Origin of the sequence: Pseudomonas sp. S8 (assembly GCF_050473925.1) — a bacterium.
Classification (GTDB): domain Bacteria; phylum Pseudomonadota; class Gammaproteobacteria; order Pseudomonadales; family Pseudomonadaceae; genus Aquipseudomonas; species Aquipseudomonas parakoreensis.
Map to the genome: position 1 here is coordinate 1,291,553 of NZ_JBFDVZ010000016.1, position 13,155 is coordinate 1,304,707.

At 56.1% G+C, this 13,155-nt stretch carries 13 protein-coding genes; 7 read left to right on the top strand and 6 right to left on the bottom strand.

The genetic code is table 11. The features are described from left to right. Window positions 1-438 precede the first annotated feature (438 nt). Entirely contained in the window at window positions 439-1,917 is a 1,479-nt protein-coding gene (gabD, locus tag AB1J88_RS07070; protein ID WP_041063915.1) for an NADP-dependent succinate-semialdehyde dehydrogenase, read from the bottom strand. An 11-nt stretch (window positions 1,918-1,928) separates the two neighbouring features. Continuing rightward, a complete protein-coding gene (locus AB1J88_RS07075; RefSeq protein WP_256198909.1) occupies window positions 1,929-3,023 on the bottom strand; it encodes a zinc-dependent alcohol dehydrogenase family protein in 1,095 nt (364 codons plus the stop codon). Window positions 3,024-3,327: 304 nt separating this feature from the next. Between AB1J88_RS07075 and AB1J88_RS07080 the strand changes: the two genes are divergently transcribed. From AB1J88_RS07080 to AB1J88_RS07100, 5 genes are read left to right on the top strand one after another with little or no spacing between them, the layout of a single operon-like run. After that, window positions 3,328-3,768, top strand: coding sequence for a cupin domain-containing protein (locus tag AB1J88_RS07080; RefSeq protein WP_041063913.1), 441 nt, complete (start codon window positions 3,328-3,330; stop codon window positions 3,766-3,768). Further along, window positions 3,765-4,826 carry an L-dopachrome tautomerase-related protein gene (locus AB1J88_RS07085; RefSeq protein WP_430290616.1) on the top strand — a complete coding sequence of 354 codons (1,062 nt, stop codon included), beginning with the start codon at window positions 3,765-3,767 and terminating at the stop codon, window positions 4,824-4,826. The genes AB1J88_RS07080 and AB1J88_RS07085 overlap by 4 nt, the downstream gene beginning before the upstream one ends. Continuing rightward, window positions 4,823-5,194 (top strand): hypothetical protein, encoded by a 372-nt coding sequence (locus AB1J88_RS07090; protein ID WP_430290617.1) that lies wholly within the window; start codon window positions 4,823-4,825, stop codon window positions 5,192-5,194. The genes AB1J88_RS07085 and AB1J88_RS07090 overlap by 4 nt, the downstream gene beginning before the upstream one ends. Window positions 5,195-5,197: 3 nt before the next feature. Next, window positions 5,198-6,460, top strand: coding sequence for an Nramp family divalent metal transporter (locus tag AB1J88_RS07095; RefSeq protein ID WP_041063908.1), 1,263 nt, complete (start codon window positions 5,198-5,200; stop codon window positions 6,458-6,460). 24 nt (window positions 6,461-6,484) lie between these two features. Continuing rightward, window positions 6,485-6,904, top strand: a complete 420-nt coding sequence (locus tag AB1J88_RS07100) for an SRPBCC family protein (protein ID WP_041063906.1) — start codon at window positions 6,485-6,487, stop codon at window positions 6,902-6,904. 13 nt (window positions 6,905-6,917) lie between these two features. On the opposite strand, the gene AB1J88_RS07105 is transcribed toward AB1J88_RS07100, so the two are convergent. Beyond that, complete coding sequence (locus tag AB1J88_RS07105) at window positions 6,918-7,799, bottom strand: LysR family transcriptional regulator (protein WP_256198908.1); 882 nt, start codon at window positions 7,797-7,799, stop codon at window positions 6,918-6,920. 273 nt (window positions 7,800-8,072) lie between these two features. Between AB1J88_RS07105 and AB1J88_RS07110 the strand changes: the two genes are divergently transcribed. Next, window positions 8,073-9,173 carry an alkene reductase gene (locus AB1J88_RS07110; protein ID WP_041063902.1) on the top strand — a complete coding sequence of 367 codons (1,101 nt, stop codon included), beginning with the start codon at window positions 8,073-8,075 and terminating at the stop codon, window positions 9,171-9,173. Here AB1J88_RS07110 and AB1J88_RS07115 read toward each other — a convergent pair. Continuing rightward, complete coding sequence (locus AB1J88_RS07115) at window positions 9,166-10,101, bottom strand: LysR family transcriptional regulator (protein WP_222019297.1); 936 nt, start codon at window positions 10,099-10,101, stop codon at window positions 9,166-9,168. The genes AB1J88_RS07110 and AB1J88_RS07115 overlap by 8 nt on opposite strands. 124 nt (window positions 10,102-10,225) lie before the next feature. Between AB1J88_RS07115 and AB1J88_RS07120 the strand changes: the two genes are divergently transcribed. Next, window positions 10,226-11,089, top strand: a complete 864-nt coding sequence (locus tag AB1J88_RS07120; RefSeq protein ID WP_041063898.1) for a type 1 glutamine amidotransferase domain-containing protein — start codon at window positions 10,226-10,228, stop codon at window positions 11,087-11,089. Window positions 11,090-11,210: 121 nt separating this feature from the next. On the opposite strand, the gene AB1J88_RS07125 is transcribed toward AB1J88_RS07120, so the two are convergent. After that, window positions 11,211-11,993: an SDR family NAD(P)-dependent oxidoreductase gene (locus AB1J88_RS07125; protein WP_041063896.1), complete on the bottom strand. Its 783-nt coding sequence runs from the start codon at window positions 11,991-11,993 to the stop codon at window positions 11,211-11,213. A gap of 119 nt (window positions 11,994-12,112) precedes the next feature. Continuing rightward, window positions 12,113-13,036 (bottom strand): LysR family transcriptional regulator, encoded by a 924-nt coding sequence (locus tag AB1J88_RS07130; RefSeq protein ID WP_041063894.1) that lies wholly within the window; start codon window positions 13,034-13,036, stop codon window positions 12,113-12,115. Window positions 13,037-13,155 lie beyond the last annotated feature (119 nt).

Consider the following 13,155-nt stretch of genomic DNA (forward strand, 5'->3'; position numbering starts at 1 on the left):
CAAGTTACTACGGCAAAGCAGTTAACTTTTAGATGTGTATTCACTGTGGGATTTATTACGCTCGACGAAGGCACCGGACTCTTCAGCGTGAACCGCCAGGGAAGCAGAGAGCGCAGCCAAAGTCGCGAACAGTGCAATGGATTTTTTTACGCAGGTCATTTCAAGTGTTCTCGGTAGTGTTTGAATAAAAAGAATTTTCCGTGAGCACACGATCGAAATAAACCGTCGAAACGCGAAAAGAATATTGACTAAAAGGCAAGAGCCGGCGCTCTGATATGAGACGTTTGGGGATTCTGTCGACCACGTGAAAATAATCTATGGAGTGGGCTCACCGATTATTCAAGTGTGCTGATAAATAGCTCGAAATATAACTTTCAAAGAGTCAGAAATGTTAAAGGCAGACAAAAAAGATGGCCTGGCGGCCATCTTTTTCAACACTCAGCGATTAATACCGCCCAAGCAGAGGTATTTGATTTCTAGATAGTCTTCAATGCCGTATCTGGACCCTTCACGGCCAAGTCCCGACGCTTTGACACCCCCGAATGGCGCAACTTCGGTAGAGATCAGTCCTTCGTTGATTCCGACGATCCCGCACTCCAGTGCTTCGGCGACACGCATGATCCGCCCGATATCACGACTGTAAAAATACGAAGCCAGGCCAAACTCGGTATCGTTGGCCATCTCGATGGCTTGTGCCTCTGTACTGAACCGGAATAGTGGCGCCACCGGGCCGAACGTCTCTTCACGGAACACTTTTGATTCCCTCGGCACATTCACAAGAATCGTCGGCCGATAGAAACTGCCGCCCAAAGGATGACGCTCGCCACCGGTCAATACCGAGGCACCCCGTTCGACCGCATCGGCAACATGCTCTTCAGCCTTGCGTACTGCGTTGTCATCGATTAGCGGGCCGATTGTCACGCCTTCTTCAAAACCACTGCCCACGCTCAGCGCTTCGACGGCGATTTTCAGTTTGGCAGCGAACGCATCGTAGATGCCGTCCTGCACCAGCAAGCGGTTGGCACAGACACATGTCTGCCCGGCGTTGCGGTACTTGGAAGCCAACGCCCCCTGCACAGCCGCGTCCAGATCGGCATCGTCGAACACGATAAAAGGCGCGTTACCGCCCAGCTCCATGCTGGTCTTCTTGATCGTCGGTGCGCACTGGGCCAGCAATGTCGCCCCGACTTCAGTGCTACCCGTGAAGGACAATTTGCGCACATCCGGATTGGCAGTCAGTTCGCCACCTATCTCACTGCCGGGACCGGTAATCACGTTGCAAACACCCGCCGGCAGACCCGCACGCTCGGCCAGTACAGCAATGGCAATCGCCGAGAAAGGTGTCTGGCTCGCTGGCCGCAACACGCCCGTGCAACCGGCCGCCCAACCGGGTCCGGCCTTACGAGTGATCATTGCCGCCGGAAAGTTCCACGGGGTAATAGCGGCAAACACGCCGATGGGTTCTTTCTGGACGATGATGCGACTGTTTGGCGAATGGGAGGCGATGGTGTCGCCATAGACGCGCTTGCCCTCCTCCGCGAACCATTCAATGAACGATGCGGCATAGGTGATCTCACCGCGACTTTCGGACAACGGTTTACCTTGTTCGGCGGTCATGATGCGTGCGAGGTCTTCACGATGAGTGATCATCAACTCGAACAGCACTCGCAATTTTGCTGCGCGTTCTTTGGCGGTGAGTGCCCGCCATGCTGGTTGCGCGCGCCTGGCGGCGGCAATGGCGCGCGCAGTTTCGACCGCGCCCAGTGACGGTACGCGCCCGAGCACTTTACCGTTGGCCGGATTGGTGACGACGATGCTGCGCCCCTCACCCACCTCCAGCCACTGGCCATCGATGTAGTTCGCCTCGCGGAATAGCGTCGGATCTTCGAGCGTAGAAAGGAAATTGGTATCAGCCATGCTGTCGCTCCTCAAAATTCAATAACCTGCCGCACCGCACTGCCATCGTGCAGGCGGTCGAAACCTTCGTTGATATCGTCAAGTTTGAGCCGGCCGCTCAGCAACCGGTCTACCGGCAGGCGACCGTCGCGATAGAGTTCGATGAACCGCGGAATATCGCGAAGCGGCACACAAGTGCCGATGTAGCTGCCCTTGAGGGTGCGCTCCTCGCCTACCAGTTGGACGACATTGACCGGCAGCGACGAACCGGGTGGTGGCAGGCCGGCCGTCACGGTCATCCCTCCGCGCCTGGTCATTTTCATTGCGTTCTCCAGCGCCCGGATCGAACCGGCCATTTCGAAAACGTAGTCGGCGCCGCCACCGGTGAGTGCCAGCACCTGCTCGACGGCGTCGGGATCACCACCATTGACCACAGAGGTGGCACCGACATCCTTGGCCAAAGCGAGCTTTTCCGCTGACAGATCGACCGCAATAATTTTGCTCGCCCCGGCGGCTCTTGCCCCCAGCACCGAAGCCAGACCGACACCGCCCAAGCCAATGACCACGGCGGTCGAGCCCACGCGCAATTGCGCGGTATTGACTACCGCACCGACACCGGTCAACACCGCACAACCAAACAGCGCGGCTTCGACAAAGGGCAACTCGCGGTCGATCTTGACCACCGAGTTGCGCGACATCACGGCGTATTCAGCGAATGCCGAAACACCAAGATGATGATGAACGTGAGCGCCGGCCGCGCTCAACCGCACCGAGCCGTTGATCAATGTCCCGGCGGCGTTGGCTTTCGCTCCAGGCTCACACAGTGCCGGGCGCCCCTCAGCGCATGGTAGGCAATGACCGCAGCTGGGCATGAAGACCATTACTACATGGTCCCCCGGCTCAAGGTCGCTAACCCCCTCGCCCAAGGCCTCCACCACACCGGCAGCCTCATGACCCAGTGCCATGGGCATTGGCCGGGGCCGATCACCATTGATCACCGACAGGTCGGAATGGCACAGACCGGCAGCACGAATTCGCACCAATACCTCGCCCGGTCCCGGCGATGCCAATTCGATGGTTTCGATCGAAATCGGCTTGCTCAGGGCATAGGGCGGGGCGACGTTCATGTGTCTTAGAACAGCAGCTCTGACTTGCATCTTTTCGTCTCCGACGCAGCTGGACTCGATAGTGAGTGTTCATCACTATGCCGGAGCCCGACCAAGCCAGAAATGCATCGCCGGGCGCAGCTGTTTGGAATCGAATTCGCAAAAGCGCGCTATGCCAGCGGACACTCAATTGAATCGAATTGTTATTTGAGTTCTCAAATCTTGTGCACGACCAGCGCATTCCCGGCTTCTGACCCAGTGCTTATTCTGAAACCACAAACAACGTCACAGCGTCTCGTAAAGACGCCTGAATGAGGGTTTCAAAATGACCGAATCAAGCACCCGGAAGAAACTGGTCGAGGCCGCTCCCCACGCCTCGTTCAATCTCGACGAGATAGTCAAGACGTTCCCCGAAACCGCCGAAACGCTCTTGGTCGACACTCGCCTGACTGACGAAGACGAAGCCAGTGCCCGTGTCTTTCGGGTATACCACCCAACTCCCGCCCACTATCACGCCACCTGTGACGAGTACCTGATCGTACTCTCCGGCCGCGCTACGTTTTTCATGGGCGACCGTGAAGAGTTCGAGGTGGGCCCGGGAGAAATGCTGTTCTTCAAGAAATTCACCATTCACGGCATGCCGAAAATTCTCGAACACCCGCTGTTCATGGTATCGGTCGATACGCCACGCCGAGATCCGAGCGACATCATCTTCGTCGACCCCTCCAGCGGCACCGCTGAATCATTCGTGCAGGCAAAGCCATGAACAGCCCGGCACTGGAGGTCTTCGCGACATTCCCGGTCGAGCGCCCAGGCAATCCCACGGTATTGCCTGACGGACGCGTTCTCGTCTCGGTGTCGGCCATCATCGCCCCCGACATTTCGGTACGAGCGGTGGCGCAGAACGGCGAGCACTGGGCCTACCCCAATGAGGCATGGGCCGGCAAACCTCGCGAGGACGGGCGTGGCATGTCCGCCGTGATCGGTATCCGCACCGATCCCGAAGGCATAGTCTGGATACTCGATATGGGAAAACCAGAGCAACAGCAACCGCGGCTGATTGCCTGGAGTGATCGTGAGCAACGCCTGCACCGTCTGATCGTATTGCCGCAAAACGTCTTGCGTCCAAGCTCCTTCACTCAGGATTTCGTCATCGATTGGCGGCGCCAGCGCATCTATATCGCAGACATGACCATGAACGCCAGCGGCGCCAGTGACTACCCGGCAATCGTCGTGGTTGACCTGCAGACGGGTCTGTCATGGCGTTCGCTAGAGTGTTACCCGGGATTGATGCCCGGCGATGTGCCTCTGCTCGTTGCTGGCAAACCGCTGGCCCTGCGTACGGCCGAGGGTGAAGTCATTCCGTATCGCTACGGCTTGAACCCGATCGCTATCGACCCATTGGGCCGTTGGGTGTATTTCGGCTCAATGTCGGGACGCAAGGTCTTTCGGATCAACACCGAGAGTCTTGCCCAACCCAACAGCGCGACAGCGTTGGTCGAAGCCGTTGAGTACTGGTGTGAAAAGCCGCATTGCGACGGCTTTGATGTCGACGCCGAGGGCAATATCTACGTGACCGATATCGCCAACAACGCGATCGGTCTGGCGTCTCCGGCGGGTTACCGCGTCCTGGCCCAGGAGGATCAATTGCTCGGCTGGCCGGACGGTGTCGAACTCGATGCTCAAGGTAAATGGTTGTACATCACGGCCAACCAATTACATCGTCACCCGTTGCTCAACGCCGGTGAAGATGCCAGCCAGCCACCGTTTCATGTGTTGCGCCTGCGTGTGGATGCACCAATGGGCTTGAGCGAAACGCCATGAACCATAACCGTTTTGCACTCACTGTCATTGCATTATTGTTCATCATCAGCACCGTCGTCCTTGCATTGACCGAGAGCACGTCAGGAGTCGGCATCTGGCTGTACGCCTTGGTGGCGGTTGCCGTCATGGGGGTCTCAAGGTCGATGCCAGATCTCTGGCTCAACTGCCTCTTCGACGCATCGAGTGCTTGGCGGGCGGCCCTGACCCAGCGCCTGCTGACGCAGATGGCAGCACTGGTTTGTCTGCTCTCTGCTCAAACGGTAAGCGGGACAGTATCCACGACGCTCTCGATCACCGGCCTTCTGCTGTTCATTCACACTTTGGTACTGGCGCGCTTGTTTCGGCGCCCGCGACCAGTGAGGCATTGATCCGTGACAGCACAGGCCAGCCAACGATCATCGGTACCCGGGCGTCTGCCGTTGTTAATGGGGCCGGGGTTGTTGGTCGCAGTGGGTTACATGGACCCGGGCAACTGGGCAACCGGTATCGCTGCGGGGGCGCAGTTTGGCTACAAACTGCTGTTCATGGTGGTGTTGTCGAGCCTGGCGGCCATGTTGTTGCAGACACTCGCACTGCGCCTGGGCGTCGTCACAGGTCAGGACCTCGCCCAGACCTGCCGCCTTCGTTACCCCCGCCCCCTCACATTCGCGCATTGGGCGATGGCCGAAATAGCCATCATCGCCACCGATATTGCTGAAGTTCTGGGGGCGGCGCTGGCATTTAAACTGCTGTTCAACCTTCCACTCAGCATCGGCATCTTGCTGACGGCAATCAGTACTTTGATCATCCTGGGCGTAAAGGGCGCTGCCAATGGCCGCGTACAAAGGATCGTCCTGACACTGGTGACGATCATTGTCATGTGTTTGGCCGCAGAACTGGCACTGATCACACTCGATTCAAACAAGTTGCTCCAGGGATTCGTTCCTTCACTGGCCACGCTGGCTGAGCCCGGGGCGCTGTTCATTGCAGTGGGCATCATTGGCGCCACGGTCATGCCGCATAACCTCTATCTGCATTCAGCTCTGGCCCGTTCCACCGGGCGTCTCAACAACAATACGCAGGTCACGCAATCGCTGCGCCGCGGTCGCCACGACACAATTCGCGCGCTGTCGATTGCCGCCGCCGTTCAGGTCGCGATTCTGTTGGTGGCTGCCGCTGTGTTCCATGAAAGTGGCCACACAGAAATTGGCGGTATAGAGCAGGCCCACCAGTTGTTGATGCCCCTGACGGGGGGCGCGTTGTCCGCAGTGCTGTTTGCCCTGGCCCTGCTGGCATCCGGACAAAGCGCAACACTGACAGGCACCCTCGCCGGTCAAGTGGTGCTCGAAGGATTCCTGCAACTGAGGATTTCATTGTGGAAGCAACGTATCGCCACCCGGCTGCTGGCCATCGTGCCGGCGCTATGGGCAATCCTCTGGCTCGGTGATCGTGCAGTCGGCGACCTGTTGGTGTTTTCACAGGTGGTGCTGTCGATACAACTACCGTTTGCCGTTTATCCGCTGATTCGTTTTACCCGCGATAAAACACTGATGGGCGACTTTGCCATATCACGCCCGGTCGCCCTCATGGCCTGGCTGATCTTCCTGCTGATCGGCGCCGCCAATCTGTGGCTGGTCGCATCCATCATTCTCTGAAAAACCCACGAAACAGGTGAAATCATGAGTGAAGTCCACGTCTGGATCGCAATCGAACGCCCCCTTGAACAGGTCTGGTCGCTTCTCGGCGGGTTCGACTGGTTGCCCCGCTGGCTCGATGTGATCGCCAGCAGTACCCTCAGCGACGGAGGGCGATTGCGGCATTTGAAAACCACGAACGGTGCGACTATTGTCGAGCGTCTACTCACATTTGACGAAGATGAAAAGCACTACAGCTATGCCTTGCTCGAAGGGCCTTCACCAGTCATTGACTACGTCGGCAGAATGTCAGCGCAGTCCGACGGCAAAGGTGGAACACTGGCGTCTTGGTCGAGTACCTTCTTGGTCAACGGAGCGGAAGAAACCGAAGTCATCGCTCACTTCGAGTCGCTTTATCGCTCTGGCCTGGAAAGTCTCAAGACCATCATTGAATCCAGCGACTGAAACAAGCAAGGGCTCACCCGCGATCCATGAAGGCTTGCAGGCGCGGCACCATAAAGTCGAGGAACGTCCGGATACGCTGAGGGACATGCTGCCCGCCCTGATAAAGCGCATGGACTTCCTCGCAGTCATGACCATTTTGTGAAAGCACCTCGACCAGGCGACCCGAGGCCAGATCATCGTCGATGTGAAAGTCCGCCAGTCTGGCGATCCCGACACCTGCAATGGCCATGCGCCGAACAGTCTCGCCATTGTTGGCCTGCAGGTTGCCCTGGACGATACGATCCACTATGCGGCCACTTTGGTTCATTGGCCAGACCGGACTGGAACGACGGAAGTTAAAACTCAAACAATTATGTTCGCAAAGATCTTCCAGGGTTTCGGGGACACCGTGCTTTTCCAAGTAGCCCGGTGAAGCAACGATTTTTCGCCGAGCGACCCCTATCTTCCGCGCCCGTAATGTCGAGTCATTCAATATGCCTACCCGGAACGCAATATCCGTCCTGTCCAGGTACATGTCGACGATGTCATCGCTCAAGGACAGATTGATCTGAATGTTGGGATGCGCCTCCCAGAAAGCCGGCAGATTGGGTTCGATCGCCAATGTGCCGAACGCTACCGACGCATTGATGCGCACGGTCCCGCGGGCCTTTTGTGCACCTTGAGCCAACACCCTCTCGACATCATCGAGCTCGGCCAGCAAAGCATGACTGCGTTCGTAGTAAATACGTCCTTCATCAGTCAGTGACAGTTTACGTGTCGAGCGCTCCAGTAGCCGCACGCCCAAGCGTAGTTCCAGGCGAACTATCAGCTTGCTGACCGTCGAAGGTGTCATCAGCATTTGGCGCGCCGCCTGCGAAAAGCTGCCGGCGTCGACAACCCTTACGAAGACCGACATCTCACCCGCTCTGTTATCCACGTATCTATCCTCAGAATGACTCGTGAAAAAATATCACAAGCGCCTGCATGTAAATTATGGATAACAAGGGATAGAGTTCATTTGTCTTTGGAAGTAATTTCACAATTAAAATGCGACCCGCGTTCTGCAGCGATTGCTGGTTCCCTGATCAGTTGTGAAGCGACCTCACAGAACCTGTTCACCCTGACCCCGTTATCAACCAGTCGATCCGTGCTTAACCTCTTTAACACCACCCATTGAGGACAGCAGGCTATGAGCACGTTATTTACCCCATGCCAGACAGGGTTGCTGACACTGCGCAATCGCATCGCAATGGCACCCATGACCAGGGCCCGTAACCCCGATGGCGTTGCAAATGAACTGACCGCGCTTTATTACAGCCAACGAGCCAGTGCCGGGCTGATCATTACAGAAGGCACTCCGATTTCACGTTCGGCCGAAGGTTTTCTGGCCATCCCCGGCATTTATACGACGCCCCAGATCAACGGCTGGCGCAAAGTGACTCAGGCGGTCCACGAAGCTGGGGGCGTTATATTCACTCAGTTGTGGCATGTGGGACGCGTTTCCCATGTCAGCATTCAGCCAGGAGGTATTGCACCGGTCAGCTCGACATCCCGGGTTGCCCGCAACTCGCAGGCCTGGGGTATGACCGAACGTGGAGAACCCGGCCCGGTTGATGTTTCAACTCCGCGTGCTCTCAGCACGCAGGAAGTCAAAGCGGTCATCCGTGACTTTGCCCAAGCCGCCGCCAACGCAATGGAGGCCGGCTTCGACGGAATTGAACTGCATGGGGCAAACGGCTACCTGATCGAGCAGTTTCTCAATCCATTGGTTAATGACCGTACGGACGAGTACCGTGCCGATACTGTCGAAAGCCGTTCACGCTTTTTGCTTGAAGTGGTCGATAGTGTGATTGATCGAATCGGTGCGCAACGTACAGCTGTCCGCTTGTCGCCATTTGGCGGTCTATTTGACATGGGCTTATACGAGGATGTCGAACAGACCTATCTGTATGTTGCTGATCAACTGTCTCGGCGTGGATTGGCGTACGTTCATTTCATGGATCAACTGTCGCGGGGCAGCTCGCCAATCCCCGACAACTTTCTGCAAAGATTCCGCAATCACTATCACGGAACACTGGTACTCGCTGGCGGCATGACCAAAGAACGGGCGGAGAAATTTCTGGATGAGGGTCTGATCGATATCGCTGCTTTCGGTGAACCGTTTATCGCCAATCCCGATCTGGTTGAACGCCTGCGAAATAACTGGCCACTGTTAAAACCCGACCGTGCACTAAGCTACGGCGGCGGAGCTCAGGGGTATACCGATTATCCAACCTACTCGATCAGTTAATGCTCATTGAAGTCTGAGTGACGTTATCCGCCATCTCCTGAGTCAGGAAATCGATCAGTGCCCGGGACGCGGCCGACAACTGCCGATGAGGCGGGTATATCACAGAGAACGGTCGGGACCGTCCGCCCGACTGTTCGAGTAGCGGGATCAGGCGTCCACTTTCAATCCGGTCCCGAACAATGAAGTCGTAGGTCTGGCATATCCCCATACCGTGTTCAGCCAGGGAAACCGTGCCCAGAACATCGTCGGAGACTTGAACACTTGCCTGCGGTATCCACTCACGATCAATCCCGTGCTCGCAAAACAACCAAGGGCCGACCCGACCACTGCTGGGCATCACAAATGGCAGACAGGCATGGTCTGCCAGATCCTCAACACTGAGAGGAGTACCCGCTCGCTGCAGATATTCGGGGGCAGCGACTACGCACAAATTCGCGTCTTCGAGCTTGCGACCGACCAGGCCACTGTCGGGTAATTGTCCGAGGCGAATAGCCAGATCATACCCTTCGGCCACCAGATCCACATTTCGATTGCTGATGCCCAACTCGATGCGCACTTGCGGAAACTGACGAGTGAAGCGACAGAGAAAGGCTGGCAGTCGGTGATGTCCATAAGTCGTCGGCACGCTCAGGCGCACTCGGCCGTTCAACGCACCCTCCCGGCCATGGATGAGTCGTTCGGCATCATCGATCAATGCGAACGCCGCGCGGGACTGTTCAAGATAAAGCAGACCCGCATCGGTCAGGCTCAAACGGCGGGTCGTGCGTCGAAGTAACTGGACGCCCAGACGTGCTTCCAGTCGGGAGATCGCCCGACTGACCACCGACGGCGTGGTCGCCAAAACCACTGCCCCGGAGCTTAATGAGCCCTTTTCCACCACAGTGATGAAGACTTCGACGTCCGCCAGATAATCGAATCGACGCGTCATATTTGCCTCAAAAGAACAGCTGATTTTCGTGAAGGCCAGTTTATCGCCGACAGAGGCACGAATAAAGTTTCGTCAATGGTCAACACAGTTGATCTGAACCTCCCTATCACTCTGCGGAAATCTCATGCGCCTTATCAATCGACTCGCCCTTGCAATGGCTATTTGCGCCGCTACCGTAAACGCCCAAGCCAGCAACGTACTGATCGTTTTGTCAGACTCAGACCATCTCGACCTCAAAGATAAGAAAGTCTTCGCTACCGGTTTTTATCTGAATGAACTGATGCAACCGGTGAAACTGTTGCTTGATGCCGGGCATTCGGTGACCTTTGCGACGCCGACAGGCAAGGCGCCGACATTGGACCAGTCATCCAACGACAAAATGTATTTCAACAATGACCTGACGGCCCTTCAGGAACACAAGGCGTTGCTTGAGCGGCTGAAAATTACATCGCCGGGCGAATCCCCCGTCATCAGTCTTTCGCGCGTCGAACAGATAGGCTACGCACATTTCGATGCGATCTATGTACCCGGTGGTCACGCACCGATGCAGGATTTACTCCATAACGCAGCGCTGGGAAGACTGCTCAACAATTTTCACGCGACCAACAAGACGACAGCCCTCGTCTGTCATGGGCCAATTGCCTTGCTGTCGACGCTGTCCGACCCGACAGCCTTCACCCGCAAGCTCGAAGCCGGCAACAAAGCCCAAGCATCAGGCTGGATTTATGCCGGATACAAGTTCACCGTCATCAGCAATCAGGAAGAAGAACTGGCCAAAGGGTTGTTGAAGGGAGGCGCCATGAAGTTCTATCCGCAAACTGCACTTGAACAGGCCGGTGGCCTCTACAGCAGTAACAGCACTCCATGGACCTCTAATGTCATCATCGACCGCGAATTGGTGACAGGGCAAAACCCGGGTTCAGCGTTGGATGTGGGCAAGGTTTTACTCCAGCGACTCAAGGACTCACAACCGACTCAAATACGTTGAATGGTTCAGTCACCTGTTCACGGTGAGTTCCGGAACAGTCTCAGCGTCATCAGGTTGCTCGCGGCCGCTTTGGATAGAAAGCGCTGGCAAGAAAGTCAGCGCTAGAACGTCGAAACCTATCTCACAGTACCGAGCGTATGGTCCCGCCCTCAACGCGCATGGCCATGCCGTTGAGCGCCGGCGAGGCTGCCAGGTGGAGGACGCTGCGGGCTACCTCCTCGGGTTCGATCATACGTCTGATCAAGGATGTGGGTTCGGTTTCGTCAAAATAATTCTGGACTACTTGTTGAGCCGAGATGCCTTTCTCTTGTGCGATTTCCTGGTGATAGCGCTTGACCGCATCGGTGCAGGTTGGCCCAGGCAGTATCGAGTTGACCCGCACCGCGGTACCCTTGGTCAACTCCGCCAACGCCCGGGAAATACCCAGAAGGCAAGTTTTCATCGCTCCATAGTGAACCATCCACGGCTGCGGCTTGACCGCTGACTCGCTGCTGATAAACACAATTGAGCCTTGTCCACGCTCAAGCATTGCTTTCATCACCAGGCGAGTCATACGCACGCCGCTCATGACATTGACGTTGAAGTAATGAAACCACTGGGCATCGTCCGTTTCGAAAAAGTCCCTGACTTCGAATATCCCGACGTTATTGATCAGGAAGTCGATGGGACCGTCCTCCAGGGCCATATCAACCAACTGCTGCGCCGCACCTTCCTCCGTTAAATCGGCCACCAGTCCCTTGCTGAAGTCACCCAGTTCTTCAACCGCCGCACTCACTTCATCTGCCGATAACCCGCTAATGACAACCTTCGCCCCTTCGAGAATGAAGCGCTGGGCGATGGCCTTGCCAATGCCTGTCGCTCCGCCAGTAATGAGTGCGGTTTTGCCAGTCAGTTGATAATCCATGGAAGCTGCCTTGTTTTGTTGTTTTAGGCAAAATCTTGCCCCAGGCTCGTAATGAAGTCTTTCAAGGGTTGCAGAAGACTGTTTTAACCAAAAAACGAAAGTGGTTACTTGACCTGCCTTCATTTAGAACTGAGATGTGGAGCAATCCTTTCCAGCAGGAAATCAATAAAAACCCTCACCCGGTGAGGCAGTTGCTGGCCAGGGCCGATAAACACCGCATGGATGGCTTCGGTTTCGCCGCTGTTGAATTGCTCAAGCAGCGGTAACAACCGCCCTGACTCGATATCGGAATTGATGTGGAAGCTTGCAAGTCTGGCGATACCCAGACCAGCCAACGCAGCCTGACGCATGCTCTCACCATCACTGAGTAACGCGTTACCCTTGGGTTCAATCTCAATGCGTTGGCCTGCTGCGTCGCGATAAACCCAAGCCTGCGAATGACGATGAAAACCAAAGCTCAACCGATTATGTCGGTGCAAATCATCCAGAGTTTCCGGCTGACCGTATCGTGCGATGTAAGCCGGCGAAGCCACCGTGATCATTCGGCTTTCACCCAGTCGACGCTGGACCAGGCTCGACTCCTTCATAGGCCCCGTGCGTATCGCGACATCCGCGCGTCGTTCGAGTAAATCCACAACGGTATCGGTCAGTTCCACGTTCAAGGTGATGTCCGGGTAGGCCGCCAGAAATTCAGGCAATTGCGGTAACAAGTAATGCAGACCAAAAGGAAGGTTGGCGTTGACCTGTATCAGCCCGCTGGGCCTGGACACGTTACCGATATCCCGTTCGGCGGAGTCGATCAACTCAAGAATGCGCAGGCACTCATTGTTGAAGCGTTCGCCCTCCGCCGTGAGTTCCAGTCGCCGAGTGGAACGATGCAGCAAACGGGCCCCCAGGCGTGCCTCCATACGGGCGATCAGTTTACTGACCGCTGAAGGAGACATTTCCAGGCGCCGCGCCGCTTCTGAGAAAGTGCCAGCATTGACCACTCGGGTGAACACTTCCATTTCGCCAGAACGATTGATGTCTTTGAGATTTAGCATGAACTTGATTCACAGATTCTTGTAGTTAAAGCAGTCTAGCTCACAAAAAGCCTCCGTCGTATGGTGATGAGATTCCTTACTCAGGAATGGCTTCGCCTTTCGCTCAGGAAAGGCCAGGC